Origin of the sequence: uncultured Sneathiella sp. (assembly GCF_963976355.1) — a bacterium.
In the GTDB taxonomy this organism is placed as follows: domain Bacteria; phylum Pseudomonadota; class Alphaproteobacteria; order Sneathiellales; family Sneathiellaceae; genus Sneathiella.
The window spans coordinates 276,182-296,731 of the sequence record NZ_CAXBKA010000003.1 but is presented as its reverse complement, the minus strand read 5'-3'; the positions used below and the strand labels follow the sequence as shown (position 1 = coordinate 296,731).

Below are 20,550 nucleotides of genomic sequence, written 5' to 3'. Positions count from 1 at the left end.
TCAGGCTACCCTGCTTCAGGAAAAGAGGGCTATGAGGGCGACTACGTATGCCGCTACAGCACCAGCACCTGGCGGATCAGGCCGGACACGGTCGTCACGCCGAGCTTCTTCATCACCCGGCCGCGGTGGATTTCAACCGTGCGGTGGCTGATGTCGAGGACGCGGGCAATCTCCTTGTTGGAGAGCCCGGCGACGACATTCTCGGCGACCTCGATCTCCCGCCGGGTGAGCTGCGGGTAGGCCTGCGACATGCGCATGGCGATATCCTTCTTCTCATGCGGGCGGGTATCCGTCATGGAGTTGAGCTGCATCCGAAGGGAGCTTGCCAGAATGTTGCGCGCCGTGGCGACGGGCTTGCCGCTCTGGGCGCTGACCTTCTGGGCCATCTCGCCGGAATAGGCCATGCTGTACATGACGATGAAATCGCAGTTCCTGAGGTTGCGGGTGATGTCATCGATATTGCCGCTGGGGCCGGGCAGGGTATAGCTCACCGACTGGCGGATGGCCGAGCCATGGGTAAAGATATTCTCGGTTCCCTGCAGATCGACGGAATAGATGATGCCGACACGGCAGCCGACCATCGAGAGCGACTGCACCCAGGATTCGACGATTGTCTGGCCGTTGAGAAGCGGGGTTTTCGTCACAATCTCCTGCCGCAGGCCGGTGCTGACGATGACGATAAAATCGTAATTTTCCCGGTCCAGCCGTTCGCAAAGCGCGGCGATCCGCCTTTCCACGAAATCGGCGGAGACGATCTTGTAGTCGCCATTGGCAAAGCGGGTATGCAGGGTGATCTGGTTGGGGGACAGGGGCAGGCGGTCGAACTCCGCCGGATCGATCCCGTCGAGGGCGCCGAATTCCTCAATGAGGATCTCGGTATCGAGCTGGCGGACAAGCTGCGGTACGATATCGGGCCGGGGGGCCTGACCGATCGTCACGAAAGCTATTCTCGGCAGTCGCGCCATCTGTGCTCCTTCCCTGAAAATGACGTTATAATCGCACTTTTCCGCGAAATTCAAGGCATTGGAAGGGTGTAAGGGCTCTTACGTATTTCATGAAACCGTAACAAGGTTCAAACTTCCCAGACTGAATAAATCAGTTTTCAGAAATTTCGGGGGCAAGTCAATGAGCATGAAAAAGATCAACGGCAAGCGGCTGGCGCTGGTAACGATCGGACAGGCGCCGCGCGTGGATATCACCCCGGATATGATGCAGGGTCTGGATGCAGAATATGACATCACTGAGTTTGGCGCGCTGGACGGCCTGACGAAGGAAGAGGTGGCGAGGCTTGCCCCGAAGGGCGGGGAGGAATGCCTCGTGTCCCGCATGACCGACGGCAGCGAGGTTGTCTGTTCCGCCGCCGAAATCGAGAAACGGCTGGAGCATGTCTTTGATAAGATCGATCCGGAAAAATTCGATGCGATCCTGATGCTCTGTTCGGGCAAGCTTGAGGCGGCGGTGCACAGCTTGCCCGTCTTTTCGCCCTACGACAGCCTGAGCGCAGAAATTGACGAGCGCCGCGCCGCGAAGGACGTGGTTGGTGTCATCTCCCCCCATGCGGACCAGATCGGCAAGATGCAGGCGCATTTCACAGCGGAGGATGAGGCACGCTTCGCCTCGGCGTCGCCCTATGCCGTCGATGAGTTTGCCAAGGCGGGTGAGAAACTGAAAGAGACGGATGTCATCATCATGAACTGCATGGGTTTTGACAGCGCCATGGCGGCGAAGGTGGAGGCGGCGGCAAATGTACCGACCATGACCGTGCGCCAGCTGTTCATGAAGCATGTCGGTAAATCACTAATGCAAAAGGCTCCGGCATAAGGGGTCAGGTGGGAATAAAGCTGCAAAAAACCGCGGCGAGTGAGAATTCAACCTGGAGGACGAGAAGATGAAGAACCTAAGTAGACGTAGTTTTGGCAGGCTTGTGAAAGCCTGTGCCATTGCGGGGGTCGCGATGGCGGGTTTCGGGACGGTAGCGCAGGACGTTGCCGCGTTCGAGCGTGTCGATGGCGGCAAGATTTTGGTCATCGCCGGTCGGCAGTCCGTTGATACGCTGGATCCCAGCATAAAATACAATGCTTCTATCCGGACCCTGCAGCAGGCGCTCTATGACGCACTGGTGAAATATGAAGACAATCCGCCAACCGTCAAGCCATGGCTTGCGGAAAGCTGGGAATCCAGCGAGGACGGGAAGACCTGGACATTTCACCTCGTCAAGAACGCGAAATTCCACAGTGGTAATCCGGTGACTGCCGAGGCGGTCAAATATTCTTTCACCCGGTCATTGGAGATTAATAAGGGGCCGTCGTGGATGCTGTCTGATTTCCTGAAACCTGAAGGTATTGTTGTTGTTGACGATTACACGGTTCAGTTCAATCTTGACAAGCCCTATGCGGCCTTCCTGTCCTTTCTGCCATGGTGGTACATCATGGATCCGGCAGTTGTGGAGGCCAATGTCGAAGGCGATGATTATGGTCAGAAATGGTTGACCGAGAATGAGGCTGGCAGCGGCCCGTACAAACTGAAACGTTTCGATCAGGGCACGCTCTATGAAGTCGAGCGGGTCAAGGATTACTGGAAAGGCGACGGCGGTTCCAATATCGAAGGCATCGTCTACAAGCTGGTCCGTGAAACCTCCGCACAGCGGGCGGCGCTGATGAAGGGCGAGGCCGATATCGTTCTCGACCTGTCACCGGACGAGTTCGATCAGGTTGCCAAGGCCAAGGGGATAAAGACTTCCACCGAGCCGGCCCTGACTGCTTTCGGGCTCAAGTTCAACACCAAGGGCAAATACATGTCCGATAAGAACCTGCGCAAAGCCGTGGCATACGCCTTCGATTATGATGCGCTGATTGCCATCTTCAACGGCAAGGCGGTTCTGCAGACGAGCCCCTTCACCGATGATATCAAGGGCAAGATCGACGTGCCGGGCATTCCGCGCCATGATATGGAAAAGGCCAAGGAGTATCTTGCGAAATCCCAGTGGCCGGATGGCGGGATCGAGCTGGAATATGTCTATGTCCAGGGCCTCGAGATCGAACGTCTGATGGGTCTCGTCCTGATCGACAAGCTGAAAGACCTCAACATCACCGTGAAGATGGTGCCGCTGACCTTTCCGAACATAGTCGCCCGCGGATCGAAGCCGGAAACATCGGGAGATATGATGGCGATCTTCGCTACGCCTGTTTCGACCGATCCGGACGCGGTGGCCTATCAGTATCACCCGGAATCCTGGGGCAAGTATTATGGCACGCATTTCTATGAAAATCCGAAAGTGACGGAACTGATCGAGAAGGCGCGCTATACCACCGATTGGGAAGAACGGGCGCCGATGTATGCGGAAATCCAGAAACTGATCGTTGAGGATCAGCCGGAAATCTTCGGCATGATGCGCAAAAGGCTCATTGCCTACCGCGATTACGTGACGGGTTTCTCCTACACCCCGGTCCGTATGACATCGGAAATCGACTATTATGGCTTAGGCATCGGAAATTAACTCCCTTCCTGCCTGTCCTGTCGGGTCTATAATGATCCGGCAGGACCCTTTACATGCCTGAGGAAATGACATGCTTTATATGATCGGCAAGCGCAGTATTCTGATGCTCGGCATGCTTCTGGGGCTGCTGGTCATCACTTTCACGATTTCCCATGTGGCCCCGGGTGATCCCGCCAGTCTCGCGGCGGGTCCGAATGCGACCCAGGAGATGATCGATCAGATCCGCGAGGAATATGGTTTCGACAAGCCGCTGGTGCAGCAGTTCTTTATCTATGTGAGGGGTATCTTCGAGGGCAATCTCGGACGATCCGTCTATACGACCCGGCCCGTGGCGCAGGACCTTATGGTCTATTTCCCGGCAACACTGGAACTCGTGCTTTATTCGATCCTGTTCGCGATTGTTCTCGGCATTCCCATGGGCGTGATTTCCGCCGTCAAGCAGAACGGCTGGGTCGATAATATCGTCCGCATTATCTCCTCCTCCGGCGTCGGGCTGCCGATGTTCTGGCTCGGCCTGATGCTGCAACTCTATTTCGGCCTGCAGCTTGGCTGGTTTCCCTTAGGGGGCAGGCTCGACCTGATGACCGATCCGCCGACGACGATCACCGGCATGTATACCATCGATGCGTTGCTGACCTTGCGCTTCGGCGTCTTTGTCGAGGCGCTCCATTATATGGTGCTGCCCGCCGTGGCGCTCAGCTTTCCGGCGCTCGCCTCCATCGTCCGGGTCAACCGCGCGGAAATGATCGAGACGCTGAGCCTGGACTATGTCACCAACGCCCGCGCGCAAGGTATCTCCAAATTCCGCATGATCGCGATCTATGCGCTCAAAAACGCGATGCTGCCGACGCTGGCCATCATTGGCCTGCGCTTCGGCTGGATGCTGGGCGGGACGGTCCTGATCGAGAGTGTGTTCGACTGGCCCGGCGTCGGCCTTTATGCGCTGCAGGCGATTACCGCCTCCGATTTTGAGCCGGTGATGGCCGTGACCCTGATCCTCGGCGCCTGGTTCATGCTGACTAATTTTCTCATCGACATCATTTACGGCATACTCGACCCCCGGGTCCGAGCGAGAGCCTGAGGGAGAGGGTAATGACGGATATAATTGACACGACCGCCGAACCGACCTTCCGCGAAAGGCATGCCAGCACCATCCGCACCTGGCGGCTCTACGCCCGGACTTTCCGCAACAACGGCGCGGCGATGCTCGGGCTGATCATCATTGCCGGATTCATGTTCCTGGTGATCTTCGGCCCCTCCATCGTGCCTTATCCGGAGGATGCCCTTGGCGCGACGCATATCGAGAAGAAACTGCAACCACCCAGCGCGGAGCACTGGTTCGGCACCGACGAGGTCGGCAATGATGTCTTCACCCGCGTCGTGATCGGCGCCCGTGTCTCGCTGCAGATCGGCCTGATCATTACCGGTATTTCCATGCTGATCGGGGTGCCGCTCGGGATTATCGCGGGCTATGTCGGCGGCTGGGTCGAAGAGACGATTATGCGCGTAACCGATGTCTTCCTGTCCATCCCCGGCCTCATCCTCGCCATTGCGATTGTCGGGGTGCTGGGGCCGGGGATCGGGAATGCCATGCTTGCCATCTCTCTGGTCTGGTGGCCGGGCTATGTCCGGCTGGTGCAGGCGAAAACCCTGTCCCTCAAAAGCGCGATCTATGTGGACGCCGCCCGCTCCATGGGGGCAAGCAAGATGCGGATTGTCTTCGTGCATATCCTGCCCAACTGCCTGTCGCCGATCATCGTCAAGGTCAGCATGGACATGGGCATGGCGATCCTCTACGCGGCCAGCCTCGGCTTCCTCGGCCTTGGGGCGCAGCCGCCGTTCCCCGAATGGGGCGCGATGATCAGCGTCGGGCGGAACTATCTGCCGGACTGGTGGTGGTATTCCTTCTTCCCGGGCCTTGCCATCTTCCTGACCGTGCTCGGCTTCAACCTGCTGGGCGACGGCCTGCGCGACATTCTTGATCCGAAGGGGAGGGAATAATGACGGAAGCTCCGGTTCTTGAAATTCGCGATTATCGTTTGAATTTCAATACCTTCGACGGTGTTTATCATGCACTGGACGGCGTCAATCTCGCGGTCGGCAAGGGCCAGTCCCTCGGTATCGTCGGGGAGACGGGCTGCGGCAAGTCGGTGACCGTGCGCAATGTGCTCGGTCTGCTGCCAAGCCCGCCCGCCGAAGTGATCTCCGGCGAGATTCTCTATAACGGCAAGGACATGCTGAAGGTCACGCCGGAAGAGATGCAGAAAATCCGCGGGATCGAGATTGCCATGATCTTTCAGGACCCGATGACCTATCTCAACCCGGTGTTCACCATCGGCACGCAGATGATCGACGTGATCCTGACCCATCAGAAGGCGCTCGACAAGCATGCCCGTAAGAACAGGAAAGAGGCGAAGGCGCATGCGATCGAGATGCTGCGCAAGGTGCATCTGCCGAATCCGGAGAGCCAGATCGACCGTTATCCGCATGAGCTCTCGGGCGGGATGCGCCAGCGGGTGCTGATCGCCATGGCGCTCTCGGGCTCGCCGAAACTGCTGATCGCCGATGAGCCGACGACGGCCCTCGATGTAACGATCCAGGCGCAGATCCTCGACCTCATCGCCGAGCTGGTAGAGGATATGGGCCTCTCCGTCGTCATCATCACCCATGATCTCGGCGTGGTCGCGAAAATCTGCGATAATGTCGCCGTCATGTATGCGGGGCAGGTGGTGGAGTATGGCACGATCGAGGAAGTGTTCGGCCGGCCCAAACATCCCTATACGGAAGGGCTTTTGAAATCCATTCCGCACCCCGGCAAACCGCCGGAGGAACTCTATGGCATTCCGGGCTTCCTGCCGAATTTGCTGACGCCGCCGGCGGGCTGCCGCTTTCAGGCGCGCTGCCCGAAGGCGATGGATATTTGCGGCACACCACCTAAGAACCGGAATAATGCGGTTCATGACCGGACCGTGCTCTGCCACCTCTATGAGGAAGGATTTGCGGATGCTTGAAACCCATGATCTGACCGTCGGTTTTCCCGTCCGCGCTGATGGCAAAAAAGCGATCCTGACGGCGGTCAACAAGGTCAATTTGCGCATCGAGAAGGGCGACGCGCTCGGGCTGGTGGGCGAATCCGGTTCCGGCAAGTCAACGGTGGGGCGGACGATCCTGCATCTGAACCGGGCGACCGGCGGCAGTGTCACTCTCGACGGGCAGGACATCACCCGCCTGAATGCGGCGGATGAGAAGGTGCTTCGGCGCCGGGCGCAGATGGTGTTTCAGGACCCGCATTCGGCGCTCAACCCGCGCATGACGATCATGCGCTCGGTCGCCGAACCGCTGATCCTGCATACCAAGCTCCGCGGCGCCGAGCTGCGCGAGAAGGTCGGATCCCTGCTTGAGATTGTCGGACTGCAAAAACAGTTCCTCTACCGCTATCCGCATGAGCTTTCCGGCGGGCAGAAGCAGCGCGTCTGCATCGCCCGGGCCATTGCGCTCAATCCGGAGCTTCTGGTGCTGGACGAGCCGACCTCGGCGCTTGATGTGTCGGTTCAGGCGCAGATCCTCGAATTCCTGAAATCGATCCAGAAGGAACTCGACCTTACCTATCTCTTCATCTCCCATAACCTTGCGGTCATCCGTTATGTCTGCAACCGGGTGGCGGTGATGTATCTCGGCCAGATCGTCGAGCAGGGGGAGACGGAGGAAGTGTTCAGCAACCCCAAGCATCCCTATACCAAGGCGCTTTTGGAGGCGGTGCCGCTGCCTGAACCCGGCCAGCCCCGGCGCGGCAAGCCGATTGTCGGCGATATTCCGAGCCCGCTCAACCTGCCCAAGGGATGTTTCTTCAATACGCGCTGTGAAAAGGCGATTGCCGGGGTCTGCGATCAGAAACCGGTGCCCAACTTCACAACGGAGGATGGACGGCGCGTGCGCTGCGTGCTGTATGATCCGGAGGTGCAGCCGCAGGCAGCAGCTGCGGCGGCCGCCCTCTAGAGCCGCGCGTTGGAGATATTGCGGACGATCAGCCGCATCAGCTCTCCGCCTGTGGAAACACCCATTTTCGCCAGCATCCGGGCGCGGTGAATTTCCACCGTGCGCGGGCTGATGCCGAGTTCTGCCGCGATTTCCTTGTTGGCGAGGCCCTTGATCAGGAGATCGAATACCTGATCCTCCCGCTTCGTCAGCTTCTCAAGACGCAGGCTGAGGGCGCTTCCCTCCAGCAGTTCCGCGCCGGTCGTACTCTTGCGGCTTTGCTTGAGAATTTTTGCGAGATTGCCGGAGATGATCCGTCGCATCTGCACCACGGGCCGGCCGGATTCCGCCATGATCAGCCCCCGCATGCGCGCATCATAGCCGACGGAATTGAGAACGATGATATCGCAATCGGAAAGTTTCCGGGCCGCGTCGATAAGGGCGTTGTCGCTGAAGGCCGGGCCATAGACGGACTTGATCCGGTTGGCGCCGAATTCCTTGCCGGGTGCCAGCTGGCCTTTCAAGGGGCGGATCTGCCCGACCTTCTGACCGGCAATCAGGATCGATTCCATGAACTTGTCGAGCACGTTCTGCGCATGGACGACATAGGGATTGGTGGTGCCGAGATCGAAAACGCCGGTAGAGGCGATGACGGTCAGGTCATTGATGCTCTTGCCGCGCCCCTCGCACAGCTCCAGCACCCTGTGGCGTAGCCAGCTCTCCGAGATGGCGACAATGGTTCCGTCGCTCAGGCTGGTTGCGATGCCGGTTTCGTCGGGCCGGGGTTCCAGCTCCATGATCTCGGCGAAGGCCATACCATCGAGCGCGCCGAATTCCGTCACCTCCACCGGCTCCGGCAGATCGGCGATAATTTCTTCAATCATTTCCTGGCGCGGCGACTGGCCGGCCGTGATGAAGGTGATGCGTTGCAAGCTGCTGTCCCTGTCCTTGTCGCGCATTGTCTTTCACTACTATATCGCGCCGCGCGTTCTACGCCAGTGTAAAGAAAAACTGAAATCTGCCTTTAGGTACCTCTACGTATTTTTGAAAGCCGCCCCTTGCGGTAGATTTCAGTCATCAAATCGAAAAGAAATGGCGAGAGAAAAATGGCTGAACAGTTAGGGGTCGCGCTGACCGCGCAAAGCGAGGAACGCCCGCTCGGACCCGGAGAGCGTTACATCACGGCGGAGGAGGTCGAGGCGCTCGCGCTCGGGGCCTGGATATTGGGAACAGGCGGCGGCGGGTCACCCTATCTCAACCTCCTGAATGTGCGGGAGCTGTACAGGAAAGGTCACAAGGTTGTCCTGAAAGATCCCATGAGTCTGCCCGATGATGCGCTGGTTGCCGTTCTCTCCACACAGGGCGCGCCGATTGTTGGCATGGAACGGCTCGCCGATCCGGAGAATTCCCTTAAACCCCTGCGTATTCTGGAGGATTATCTCGGGCGCAAGTTCGATGCGGTGATGCCGGTGGAAATCGGCGGTGGCAACGGCATGCTCCCCCTCGCGGTTGCGGCCATTTCCGGCCTGCCGACCATCGATGCGGACAGCATGGGCCGCGCCTATCCGGAGGCGCAGATGACCAGCTTCTCCGCCGCCGGGCTGCAATGCTATCCGCTCGCCATGGCGGATATCCGCAGTAATGAAATCCTGATCAAGACCGCCGACAGCTGGAAATGGATGGAGCGGATCAGCCGGAAAATCTGCACCGAGATGGGCTCCACCGCCTCGACCTGCAAGGCGCCCCGCTCTGGCGAGGAGGTGAAGAAATACGGCGTGCTGCACACGACGACAAAGGCGATCAGCCTGGGCCGCGCCGTGTTCGAGGCACGCAAGAACCACACCGATCCGTTGGCGGCGATTGTCGAGAATTGCGACGGGATCAAGCTGTTCAAGGGCAAGATCACCGATATCGAGCGGCGGACGACGGAGGGCTTCTTGCGCGGCCGCGCCGAGTTGGAAGGCATGGATGAGGATCAGGGCAGACAGTTCACTCTCGATTTCCAGAATGAATATTCCGTGGGCTCCGAGGGCGGGAAACCCGTTGTGATGACGCCGGACCTGATCTGCGTGGTCGACAGCATCAATGGTGACGGCATTGCGACAGAGACCATTCGTTATGGACAGCGGGTGACGGTTCTGGCTTTGCCGGCGCCGGATATCTTCCTGAGCCCACGCGGGCTGGAGCTTGTGGGACCGCGTGCTTTCGGGTTTGATTTCGACTATAAATCAGTATTTTAAGGGACTATTCTCATGCAACGCATTGGCATAGATGTTGGCGGAACCAATACGGACGCGGTTCTCGTCGATCAGGATAAGGTGGTTGGTGCGGTCAAGACCCCGACCACCCGGGACGTCACCGGCGGGGTGCGCAAGGCGCTTGAAGACCTTATTGCCCTGGTCGGGCCGGAAGCGAAGAACGCGAGCTCCGTCACCGTCGGCACCACGCATTTCCTGAATGCAGTGGTCGAGCGGCGGCGGCTGAACAAGGTTGCGGCGGTGCGGCTGTGCCTGCCGGCGTCGGCCAGCCTGCCGCCCTTCGTTGACTGGCCCGCCGATGTAGCGGCGATTGCCAATGGCGGCCATTATCTGGTGCGCGGCGGCCATGAATATGACGGGCGGGAGATTGTCCCGCTTGATGAAGAGGAACTTCACCGAGTGGGGCGCGAAATCCGCTCCGCGGGGATCACTTCCGTCGGGATCAGCGCCGTTTTCTCGCCGCTCAATGCGGAATTCGAGGAACGCGCAAAAGAGATTATTGAGGCCGAATGTCCCGGCATTCGCATCACCTGTTCGCACAGCCTTGGCCGTCTTGGCCTGCTGGAACGGGAGAATGCGACCTTGCTGAATGCGGCGCTGCTCGACCTCGCGGAGGAGGCGACAACCGCCTTTCAGGATGCACTTAAACAGCTCGGCATCACCGCACCGCTCTATATCGCGCTCAATGACGGGACGGTGACCAATGCGGAGATGACGCGGAAATTCCCGGTCTACTGCTTTGCCTCCGGCGCCACCAACAGCATGCGCGGCGCGGCTTTCCTCTCGAAGATCGAGAATGCCATCGTCTGCGATGTCGGCGGCACGACGACGGATATCGGATCGCTGGTGAATGGATTTCCGCGGGAGGCCAACAGCACGGTCACCGTCGGCGGGGTGCGGACATTGTTCCGCATGCCGGATCTCATTTCCATCGGGATCGGCGGCGGCACGCGGGTGCATGACGATCCGCTGGATGTCGGCCCGGACAGCGTCGGCTTCCGCCTGACGGAAGAAGCGCGGGTCTTCGGCGGGGAGCAGCTGACCCTGACCGATGTCGCGGTCTCGAAAGGGCTGATGGAGGCGGGGGAGGCAAGTAAAATTGCCGATCTCGCGCCGGGCTATGTCGATGACATTCTCGCCATCGTGCATGACCGCATTGCCAGCAATGTGGACCGCATCAAGACCGAGGCAACGGAAGTCCCGCTGATTGCCGTCGGCGGCGGGGCGCCGCTGATCCCGACCGAAATTCCCGGTATCTCGCGGGTTCATCATGTCGAGAATTACGCTGTCGCCAATGCGGTCGGCGCGGCCATTGCCCAGATCAGCGGGGAGGCGGACCAGGTATTCCAGGGCCTTTCCCGTGATGAGGCGCTGGCCGAGGCCCTCAAGATCGCCGAGGAGAAGGCGGTCAGTTCCGGCGCGGCGGCAGATTCGCTCAAAACTATCGAGATGGAGGATCTGCCCATCGCCTATATTCCCGGCCATGCAATCCGGGCACGGGTGCGTGTGATCGGCGATATTGCGGCGCTTTCGGACTAGGCTTTGAAAAAATTCTTCTAATCAAAGTGTGAATTGGGTACCATTACCCGCTAAGGTCGGGGCGCAAGCCCCGATCTCATTTCAGCTTTGATAGGCGCGGCAGGGCGCCTGATACAGGGGAATATCAGGGTACGGTGCCACAGTTTCTTCTCAGACCTCTGTCTTCCGTCGTTCTTGTGTTCCTGCTGCTGTTTATTCATCAGGCAAAGGCGCAGGTTACGCCGGATGAAATCCTGTTCGGGCAGACCGCCGCCTTTGAAGGGCCTTCCGCTCAACTCGGGGAGGAAATGCGCAACGGCGTTCTCGCCGCCTTCGAGGAGGTCAACCGCAACGGCGGTGTGGCAGGGCGCAAGCTCCGGCTGATCTCCTATGACGACGGGTACCAGCCAGCGAAAGCCATCGCCAATGTCAATCGCCTGATCGGTCACGATAAGGTCTTCGCACTGGTCGGCTGTGTCGGTACGCCCACCAGCAAGGCCATCGCCCCGATAGCAGCGGCGGAAGAGGTTCCACTCATTGGCCCGTTTACGGGCGCCGGTTTCCTGCGTGAAGCCTCTGCCAAAAATATCGTCAATATCCGCGCGTCCTACGCCGAGGAGACGGAAGCCTGGGTCGAGCATCTGACAAAAGACCTCGGGATCACGCGGATTGCCGCCTTCTATCAGGATGACAGCTTTGGCCGCGCCGGGCTCGACGGGGTAAAGGCCGCCCTTGAGAAACGGGGGCTGAAGCTTGCCGGGGAGGGGCGCTATATGCGCAATACGACGGCGGTCAAGCGCGCCCTGCTGGCGATCCGGAGCCATAACCCCGAGGCGGTCGCCATGATCGGCGCCTACAAGGCGAGCGCCGCCTTTATCAAGCTCGCGCGGCAGCTCGGCCTCGACGTGATCTTCATGAACATTTCCTTCGTCGGCTCGAAGGCGCTCTCGGCGGAGCTGGAGGGGGACGGGCGGCGCGTCTATGTCACGCAGGTGGTGCCCTTTCCGGACGATACGGATATCCCGCTGGTGCAGAGCTATCAGAAGGCCCTGACGGCCTTCAACCCGGCGCTGGAAACAGGCTTTGTCTCGCTGGAGGGGTATCTCGCCGGGCGGTTTGTTGCGGCGGTGCTCGAAGAACTGGGGCCGGACGTCACGCGGGAGGCGTTTCTGGAAAAGGTGGAGACGACGCGGAGGTTCGACATCGACGGGCTGGAGCTGTTGTTCGGGCCGGGGGACAATCAGGGACTCAACCGTGTCTTCCTGACCGAATTGAAGGGGGATGGCTCGTTCCGGGCCATTGATCGGCTGCCAAAATGACAGATCATCCACCCGCAGAATACGCAACGACCGAAAAGGCCACGGGGCCATCTCTCGGGATCAATGGCAAGCTGATCCTGTCGCTCAGCTTTCTGGCAGGAATGAGTGTCGTCGCCGGGATCATTGCCTGGTATTCCTTCGATCATGTCTCCAAATCGACGGAGGTGATCGCGCATCAAAGCCTCCCCGAGATCGAGACGGCCATGCAGCTCGCGCAGAAAAGTGCTGAAATCTCGTCCTCGGCGCCGGATCTGATGGCGAACCTCACGCTTGAGGATCACAAGAAATCGGTGTCGGATCTGAACCGCCGGGCGTTCGAGCTGTCGGCGCTGACGGAGAGGTCCCGCGATATTTATGGAGATACGGAGAGTGTCTCGACCTTGCGCGAGATCGAGCGGCAACTGGTCGAGAGCCTCGATGTACTCAAATCCGCTGTCGAGACAAAACTGGCGAAGCGGGAGGCGCGCAATGCCGCGACCGATCAGCTCAGCCGGCTGCATGAGGCGTTTCTCCTGAAAACGGAGCCGATGATCGACGATGCGGTGTTCGATTTTGTCATGCAGGGGGAATGGCTCTCCGCCAAGAGCAATGTGTATATCTCCGACCTCGTGGAAAACTCGACGCAAAAAGTCAGCGAGTTTCTGCAATTCGGCGATCGCATCGATGATCTGGAAGGGGTCCTGTCGGAGGTGATACTGGCCTCCGATCTTGAGAGCTTCGGTCCGCTTCAGACCCGCTATAACGATCTCGAGGCGGAGATCGAGGAGAATGTCGCGACCTGGGCGGCGCAGGCGGGGGAACCGGCCTTTGTCGAGCTTGCGCAGAATATCATCGATTTCGGGCGCGGCCTCGACAACGTCTTCATCCTGAAAGAGCAGGAACTCTGGCAGACGCCGGAGGGGCAGAACACAACCCTCTCGCCGCGGCTGGTGCAGAAGGGAAATCTCCTGCGGCTTGCCCATGAGAGTTTTCATACGGTCTATTCCAAGGCCGTCGTCGATGTGGTCAAAAACCTTGAGATCAGCTTCCAGAGGGAGGCCCGGCAATCGGGCACGGAACTAGGCAAGCTCATCCTCGACGGGGCGAACAACCTGCATGTCCTCCTCTCGTTACGCGCCGAGGGCAATCTGGTGGCGAGCATTCTGGGGGAGATGTCGAATGTGCCGAATGTCGCCAGCATAGAACCCTTTGCCGATCGGTTCGAGGCATCGGAAGCGCGGATACGCGACATGCTGGCCGAACTGACCACGGATGATATGCAGAATGTCACTTTGAGCCTGCTCGCCCTTGGGTCGGGGGACAACAACCTGTTCGATATCCACCGGGCGGAACTTGAGAGTAGCGGCCGCGCCGCGGCGGCTCTGATGGAGAGCCGTGAACTTTCCGCCAGCCTGCAGACGGAAGTCGCCAAGCTGGTTGCGGCCGCGCGGGAACGGGGCGGCCTTGCCGAAAGCAATTCGGAGCGGGTGATCGAGCTGGGCAAATATCTGCTGGCGCTGGTTGCCATTGCAAGTCTGGCGACGGCGCTGCTGGTCATGTTCCTCTATATCCGCCCGCGCATCATCCGTCCGCTTGAAAATATCACCGAGGCCATGACCCGGCTGGCGGCGGGGGATACGGGCGTGAAAATCCCCTGGCGGGAGCGCAATGACGAAGTTGGCGACATGGCCAATGCGCTGGCGGTGTTCCGCGATACCGCCATTGAAATCCAGGAATCCAACCACCGCGAGATCGAGGAGGGACGCCGCCGCCTGATCAACGCGATCGAAAATATCTCCGAGGGTTTCTCCCTCTATGATTCCAACGACAGGCTGGTGGTCTGCAACAGCGTTTATCGCGACCTGTTCTTTCCGAAAAAGATTATCGAGACGGAAATCGGAAAGAGCTTTGAGGAGATCATGCGCCGCGCCGCGATGCAGGGCCTGATCCAGGATGCCTGGGAGCGCGAGGAAGACTGGCTGCGCGAACGGCTACAGAATCACCGCAAGCGGCTTAGCACCGAAATGCAGCGACGCGCCGATGACCGCTGGATCCTGATCAACGAGCGCAAGACGGAGGACAGCAGCACCGTCGCCGTCTATTCTGATATTACCCAGATTAAGCAGCAGGAGCAGGCGATCTCGGAACAGTCGCGGGCATTAGAAAGGCTCTCCAACCAACTCGCGAAATATCTCTCGCCGCAGGTTTACGCCTCCATTTTCGAGGGGCGCAACAGGGGCGACATCACCAGCCGCCGCAAGAAGCTGACCGTCTTCTTTTCCGATATCGTCGGCTTCACGGAGATCACCGAGCGGATGGAGGCGGAGGACCTGACCCGTATCCTCAACCAGTATCTGACCGAAATGTCGGAGATTGCGCTGAAATACGGCGCGACCATCGACAAGTTCGTCGGCGATTCCATTGTCATCTTTTTCGGCGATCCGGAAAGCAGGGGCGTCAAGCAGGACGCCATCGCCTGCGTACGCATGGCGCTCGCCATGAAGAAGCGGCTCGCGGAACTCAATGACATCTGGTTCGACATCGGGCTGGAACGGCCCCTGCAATGCCGCATGGGCATCAATACCGGCTATTGCACCGTCGGCAATTTCGGCAGCAGCGAGCGCATGGACTATACGGCCATCGGCAATGGGGTCAATCTCGCCTCGCGACTGGAATCGACGGCAAATACCGGCGAAATCCAGATTTCCCATGAGACCTATGTCAATGTGAAGGACGTGATCCTGTGCGGCAAGCGCGAGGAAATCACGGTCAAGGGATTCCGCTTTCCGGTGCATACTTATGCCGCGCTTCAGGAGCTCGATCACGCGCCGGAGGTGCTGGACGTCATTCAGGAAGAAAACGAGAATCTCAAGCTTGATATCAACCTCAAAGACATGTCCCCGGCGGACCGGCGCAAAACCGAGGCCCTGCTGCAGAAAGTCCTCTCGCGGATTTCGACCGATGCGCAGAGCGCGTCTGACGATCCGGATGAGAAAGACGGTTAGAGACTCATTTTTCGCAGAAGTTCGGGGGTTGCGTAAAATTTTACTGTTGCGCTGCAACACAAATCCTCTACTGTAGTAAGATGCAAAAAACACAAAATGTTTTTGATGAAATGAACGGGGAGGCAGGCGACGTCCGCTATCCCTACCAGGAATACCAGAAGTGGTTGGAGACAGAAGATCCGGCCAGACTGCATCGCAAATCCGCCGCTTCCGAAGCCTTCTTCCGCCGTACCGGCATCACCTTCAACGTCTATGGACGCGAAGAGGCGGCAGAGCGACTCATCCCTTTCGATATCGTGCCCCGGGTTATTTCCGGCCGGGAATGGGCGCGGCTTGAACGCGGGATCGAACAGCGGGTGCGGGCGATCAATGCCTTCCTTCATGATATCTACCACCGGCAGGAAATTTTGCGCGCCGGGCGTATTCCACGCGAACTGATTGCCAATAACGAGGCGTTCCTGCCGCAGATGATCGGGGTTTCTCCGCCGGGTGGGGTCTATACCCATATTGTCGGCACCGACCTTGTGCGGACGGGTGAGGATGAGTTTTACGTCCTTGAGGATAACGCGCGCACGCCGTCGGGCGTTTCCTACATGCTGGAAAACCGCGAGACCATGCTGCATATGTTCCCCGAACTGTTTACGCAGGTGAGGGTGCGGTCCGTGAGCGACTATCCCAAGACTCTTCGCCGCTCGCTTGGCGATTGCGCGCCGCCGGCCTGCGAGGGCAAACCGGTCGTCGCTGTTCTGACCCCGGGCATCCATAATTCCGCCTATTTCGAGCATTCGTTCCTTGCCGACCAGATGGGCGCGGAACTGGTGGAGGGGCATGACCTGCGCGTAGTTGACGGACGCATCGCCATGCGGACAACGCGCGGTTATGATCCGATCGATGTCCTCTACCGCCGGGTCGATGATGATTTTCTCGATCCGCTGACTTTCAATCCGCAATCGCAGCTCGGCGTTGCCGGGATCATGGATGTCTACCGCGCGGGCGGCATCACCATCGCCAACGCCCCCGGCACGGGCATCGCCGATGACAAGGCAATCTATTCCTACATCCCCGACATTGTCGAATTCTACACCGGCGAGAAGGCGATGCTGAAAAACGTGCCGACATGGCGCTGCGCCGAACCGGACGCGCTCGCCTATGTGCTCGACAACCTCGAAGAGCTGGTGGTGAAAGAAGTACATGGCTCCGGCGGCTACGGCATGCTGGTCGGTCCGGCCGCCAGCAAGCGGGAAATCTCCAAATTCCGCACGAAGCTGAAGGCCAAGCCCGGCAACTACATTGCGCAGCCGACGCTCGCGCTGTCGACCTGTCCGATCCTGACGAAGAAGGGTCTGGCGCCCCGCCATGTGGATTTGCGCCCCTTCGTGCTGGTCTCGCCGCGGCGGATCGATATTACGCCGGGCGGCCTGACGCGGGTGGCATTGAAAGCCGGGTCGCTTGTTGTCAATTCGAGCCAAGGGGGCGGCACCAAGGACACCTGGGTATTGGAGGAATAGCGGCATGTTGGGAAAAACCGCCGGCGGCCTTTTCTGGATGTTCCGCTTCCTTGAACGCAGCGAGAATACGGCGCGGCTACTCGATGCCGGGTTCCGCATCGCGCTCACCCGTTCGACTGCGGCCGAGAATGAATGGGCCTCTGTGGTGGCGACTGCGGGATCGACCCAGGCTTACACGGAAAAATATGATCAGTATGTCGCCCGCCATGTCATCGACTTCCTGCTCCGCGATAAAACCAATCCGTCGAGTGTCTGGTCGGTGATCGATGCCGCCCGCAACAATGCCCGGATGGTGCGCACGGCCCTGACCCGCGAAGTGTGGGAGGCGACGAACGAATGCTGGATCACCATGAAGGACCTCTTGTCTTCGCCCGTATCGGAGCGGGACCTGCCGGAAGTTCTGGGAACGATTCGCCAGCAGAGTGCGCTGGTGCGCGGGGCGCTGCATGGAACGATGCTGCGGAATGATATTTTTGACTTTGCGCGTCTCGGCACCTTTCTGGAACGGGCGGATAACACGGCGCGAATCCTTGACGTGAAATATTATGTGCTGCTGCCGTCGGCCTCTTTCGTCGGCTCCTCGCTCGATAATGTGCAGTGGGAGTCGATCCTGCGATCGGTCTCGGCGCAACGGGCTTTCCGCTGGCTCAATCCCGGGGAAATCAACCCGATGAGCATCGCCGAGTTCATCATTCTCGACCGGCGCCTGCCGCGATCTCTGGTCTTTTGCTATTCGAAAATAGTTGATAATCTCGGCTATCTGGAGGATGATTACGGTCTCCGGCTCGATTGCCACGAAATGGCGGTCCCCATCTTGAAAAGACTGAAGGAAAGCTCGATCAATTCCATCTTCGATGAAGGATTGCACGAATTTCTCTCCGCCTTCATCCGGGACAATATGGCACTCGGACAACAGGTTGAACAGGACTATCGATTTATCGGATGACCTTATGCTTCTGAAAATCTCGCATTTGACGAAATATCGTTTTGACCAGCCAGTGCATTATGCGCTGCAGCAGCTTCGTCTTATGCCCAGAAGCGGTGTGGGACAGAACGTAAATCGCTGGGATGTCACGGTGGACGGCGGCGTGAAGGAACTGGAATTTGACGATCAGTTCAATAATCATGCGATGCTTGTCAATATCGATCCGGGCCAGACAGAAATCTCCATCACATGTGAGGGGGAAGTCGAGACGACGGATCTGCATGGCATTATCGGCCAGAATTATGGCTTCGCGCCGCTCTGGTTCTTCCTGCGCTCAACGCCGTTGACCCAAGCGGGCAGCGGGGTGCAGAAGCTGATCAAGCAGATTGGCCGGGACAGCTATGATACGGAAGTGACAATGATGCATGCGCTGTCCCGCCTGATCGGGGAAATCGTTCCTTATCAGACGGGAGAAACCCATTCGGAAACGACAGCGGAAGAGGCTCTCGCCGCGCACAACGGTGTCTGTCAGGACCATGCACATATTTTTATTTCAACGGTGCGTGAAATGGGCTTTCCGGCCCGCTATGTGAGCGGATATCTGATGATGAATGACCGGATCGATCAGGAGGCAACCCACGCCTGGGCCGAAGCCTATATTCCAGACATCGGCTGGGTCGGCTTTGATGTGTCCAACGGCATTTCCCCGGATGATCGCTACATCCGCGTGGCGACGGGCCTTGATTACAAGGACGCTGCCCCTATTTCGGGGCTGAGCATCGGCAATGGAACAGGATCGATGGGTGAATCCATGGATGTCTCGATACAGGTTCAACAACAGTAGCTTTATTTACGGTCAAGGACGGAAAAGTAAACGAACATGACATATTGTGTCGGCTTGAGGCTCAACAGGGGCCTCGTTTTTATGTCGGACACGCGCACAAACGCCGGCGTCGACAATATCTCCGTTTTCAAGAAAATGCATAGCTGGATCATTCCCGGGGAGCGGGTCATCACCATGATGACGGCGGGCAACCTGGCGACGACGCAGGCCATTATCAGCACCCTTGATGAACGTTCCAAGGCACCGGAAGACCGCAAGCCTTCGATCCTGGAGGCGCCGTCGATGTTCCAGGTGGCCCGGCTTGTCGGGGCAACGGTGCGCGAGGAAATCCACGCCAACAGCTTTGAAGGACAGGAGGCGGACTCTTCCTTTAACGCAACTTTGATTATTGGCGGCCAGATCAAGGGCAGCCCGCCGCGGCTTTTCCTGATTTATCCGGAAGGGAACTTCATTGAAGCTTCATCCGAGACGCCCTTCTTCCAGATCGGCGAGACGAAATACGGCCGTCCGATCCTGGTGCGGGCCTATGATCCGGATATGAGCTTTGAAGATGCGATCAAGCTGATGATGGTGTCTTTTGATTCGACCATAAAGGCCAATCTCTCGGTCGGCCTGCCGCTTGACCTGCAGGTCTATGAGAATGACAGCTTCCAGATCACGCGGGAACAGCAGATTGCCGCGGAGGATCCCTATTTCAACCAGATTTCGACCGGATGGGGAGAGGCGCTGAAAGAAGCGTTCCGCTCGCTTCCCGATTTCAAGTTCTAGGGCCGTGCGGTTGTCATATACCGGCGGATTTCCGTTACCTTATGACTTGCGTATCGGGGCGCTTTTTCAGTATAACCACGGTAGTTTTATTCAGGGGTGATCGGGACGACCATGATTTCAGAAAAATTCGCCGAGGCGCGCCACCATATGGTGCTCAGTCAGTTGCGGCCGAACCGGGTAACGGATGGCCGCGTGGCGGAGGCCATGGATACGGTGCCGCGGGAGGAGTTCGTACCGAAGGAACTCAAGGGCGTTGCCTATCTCGATGAGGATCTGGAGGTGGCGCCGGGCCGTTTCGTGGTTGAGCCGCGGGTCTTCGGCCGCTTGCTGCAGGAGGCGAATATCGGCCCGAAAGATGTTATTCTGGATATCGGTTGCGGCACGGGATATTCCTCTGCGGTTCTCGGCTTTCTCGGTCAGGCGGTCGTCGCGATCGAGAGCGATCCGGAACTTGTGGCTCGTGCGACTGATATTCTGGTGCGGCTGGAATGCGACAATGTCGCCGTTGTCGAAGGTGCGCTGGCGGCGGGGAACCCCAAGCAGGGGCCTTATAATGTCATTCATATCAACGGGTCGATTTCATCGGCGCCGCAAAGCCTGCTCGATCAGCTGGCGGAAGGCGGGCGCCTGATCTGCGTGCTTGGGGACAATCCGGGTGTCGCGACAGTATACCGCCGGTTGGGAGACCGGTTTTTCCCGCATGCGGCCTTCGATGCGTCGGTGCCGCCCTTGCCCGATATGCAGGATGAGGCCCGGTTCGAGTTCTGAGAGTCTGTGCGGGGTGTTACAATTTTGCCATGTTTTTCTTTATTATAGGAAGGGCATGGCATGAAATACGCGGAGTTCCGGGGCCGGAGAGAGATCAGACGATTTATTTAAAATTGTTGATCGAAACCGGTATCGAGACTAAATTTGACTATGGTTAATTTCTGGACGGCCTGAATTTTAGGTTCGA

Annotated in this window: 17 protein-coding genes; 15 read left to right on the top strand and 2 right to left on the bottom strand. The window is 58.6% G+C overall.

The genetic code is table 11. From position 1 onward, the window contains the following. Positions 1-53: 53 nt before the first annotated feature. The gene (locus AAC599_RS08410; protein WP_340149959.1) at positions 54-965 is read right to left on the bottom strand and encodes an AroM family protein; all 912 of its coding nucleotides are present in this window, start codon (positions 963-965) and stop codon (positions 54-56) included. Positions 966-1,125: 160 nt separating this feature from the next. Here AAC599_RS08410 and AAC599_RS08405 point away from each other — a divergent pair, with 160 nt between their 5' ends. From AAC599_RS08405 to AAC599_RS08380, 6 genes are all read left to right on the top strand, one after another. After that, positions 1,126-1,821: an AroM family protein gene (locus tag AAC599_RS08405; protein WP_340149958.1), complete on the top strand. Its 696-nt coding sequence runs from the start codon at positions 1,126-1,128 to the stop codon at positions 1,819-1,821. A 67-nt stretch (positions 1,822-1,888) separates the two neighbouring features. Beyond that, on the top strand, positions 1,889-3,496 hold the full coding sequence (locus AAC599_RS08400; protein ID WP_340149957.1) for an ABC transporter substrate-binding protein: 1,608 nt from the start codon (positions 1,889-1,891) through the stop codon (positions 3,494-3,496). 70 nt (positions 3,497-3,566) lie between these two features. Further along, a complete protein-coding gene (locus AAC599_RS08395; protein ID WP_340149956.1) occupies positions 3,567-4,577 on the top strand; it encodes an ABC transporter permease in 1,011 nt (336 codons plus the stop codon). A gap of 11 nt (positions 4,578-4,588) precedes the next feature. Further along, positions 4,589-5,497 carry a nickel transporter permease gene (nikC, locus tag AAC599_RS08390; RefSeq protein ID WP_340149955.1) on the top strand — a complete coding sequence of 303 codons (909 nt, stop codon included), beginning with the start codon at positions 4,589-4,591 and terminating at the stop codon, positions 5,495-5,497. Further along, on the top strand, positions 5,497-6,507 hold the full coding sequence (locus tag AAC599_RS08385; protein ID WP_340149954.1) for an ABC transporter ATP-binding protein: 1,011 nt from the start codon (positions 5,497-5,499) through the stop codon (positions 6,505-6,507). The genes nikC and AAC599_RS08385 overlap by 1 nt, the downstream gene beginning before the upstream one ends. Then, on the top strand, positions 6,500-7,492 hold the full coding sequence (locus AAC599_RS08380) for an ABC transporter ATP-binding protein (RefSeq protein WP_340149953.1): 993 nt from the start codon (positions 6,500-6,502) through the stop codon (positions 7,490-7,492). The genes AAC599_RS08385 and AAC599_RS08380 overlap by 8 nt, the downstream gene beginning before the upstream one ends. On the opposite strand, the gene AAC599_RS08375 is transcribed toward AAC599_RS08380, so the two are convergent. After that, the gene (locus tag AAC599_RS08375) at positions 7,489-8,430 is read right to left on the bottom strand and encodes an AroM family protein (protein WP_340149952.1); all 942 of its coding nucleotides are present in this window, start codon (positions 8,428-8,430) and stop codon (positions 7,489-7,491) included. The genes AAC599_RS08380 and AAC599_RS08375 overlap by 4 nt on opposite strands. A gap of 147 nt (positions 8,431-8,577) precedes the next feature. Here AAC599_RS08375 and AAC599_RS08370 point away from each other — a divergent pair, with 147 nt between their 5' ends. The 9 genes from AAC599_RS08370 to AAC599_RS08330 all read left to right on the top strand — a co-directional run bounded on the left by AAC599_RS08370 (position 8,578) and on the right by AAC599_RS08330 (position 20,363). Then, entirely contained in the window at positions 8,578-9,711 is a 1,134-nt protein-coding gene (locus AAC599_RS08370; protein WP_340149951.1) for a DUF917 domain-containing protein, read from the top strand. Positions 9,712-9,723: 12 nt separating this feature from the next. Next, the gene (locus tag AAC599_RS08365; RefSeq protein ID WP_340149950.1) at positions 9,724-11,268 is read left to right on the top strand and encodes a hydantoinase/oxoprolinase family protein; all 1,545 of its coding nucleotides are present in this window, start codon (positions 9,724-9,726) and stop codon (positions 11,266-11,268) included. A 134-nt stretch (positions 11,269-11,402) separates the two neighbouring features. Further along, positions 11,403-12,566, top strand: a complete 1,164-nt coding sequence (locus AAC599_RS08360) for an ABC transporter substrate-binding protein (protein ID WP_340149949.1) — start codon at positions 11,403-11,405, stop codon at positions 12,564-12,566. Continuing rightward, entirely contained in the window at positions 12,563-15,550 is a 2,988-nt protein-coding gene (locus AAC599_RS08355) for an adenylate/guanylate cyclase domain-containing protein (RefSeq protein ID WP_340149948.1), read from the top strand. The genes AAC599_RS08360 and AAC599_RS08355 overlap by 4 nt, the downstream gene beginning before the upstream one ends. Positions 15,551-15,630: 80 nt before the next feature. Continuing rightward, positions 15,631-17,058: a circularly permuted type 2 ATP-grasp protein gene (locus AAC599_RS08350; protein WP_340149947.1), complete on the top strand. Its 1,428-nt coding sequence runs from the start codon at positions 15,631-15,633 to the stop codon at positions 17,056-17,058. A gap of 4 nt (positions 17,059-17,062) precedes the next feature. Continuing rightward, positions 17,063-18,004 carry an alpha-E domain-containing protein gene (locus AAC599_RS08345; protein WP_340149946.1) on the top strand — a complete coding sequence of 314 codons (942 nt, stop codon included), beginning with the start codon at positions 17,063-17,065 and terminating at the stop codon, positions 18,002-18,004. A 4-nt stretch (positions 18,005-18,008) separates the two neighbouring features. After that, positions 18,009-18,827 carry a transglutaminase family protein gene (locus AAC599_RS08340; protein ID WP_340149945.1) on the top strand — a complete coding sequence of 273 codons (819 nt, stop codon included), beginning with the start codon at positions 18,009-18,011 and terminating at the stop codon, positions 18,825-18,827. A 36-nt stretch (positions 18,828-18,863) separates the two neighbouring features. Further along, positions 18,864-19,595 carry a proteasome-type protease gene (locus AAC599_RS08335; RefSeq protein WP_340149944.1) on the top strand — a complete coding sequence of 244 codons (732 nt, stop codon included), beginning with the start codon at positions 18,864-18,866 and terminating at the stop codon, positions 19,593-19,595. A 111-nt stretch (positions 19,596-19,706) separates the two neighbouring features. Continuing rightward, positions 19,707-20,363, top strand: coding sequence for a protein-L-isoaspartate O-methyltransferase (locus AAC599_RS08330; RefSeq protein WP_340149943.1), 657 nt, complete (start codon positions 19,707-19,709; stop codon positions 20,361-20,363). Positions 20,364-20,550: the final 187 nt, after the last annotated feature.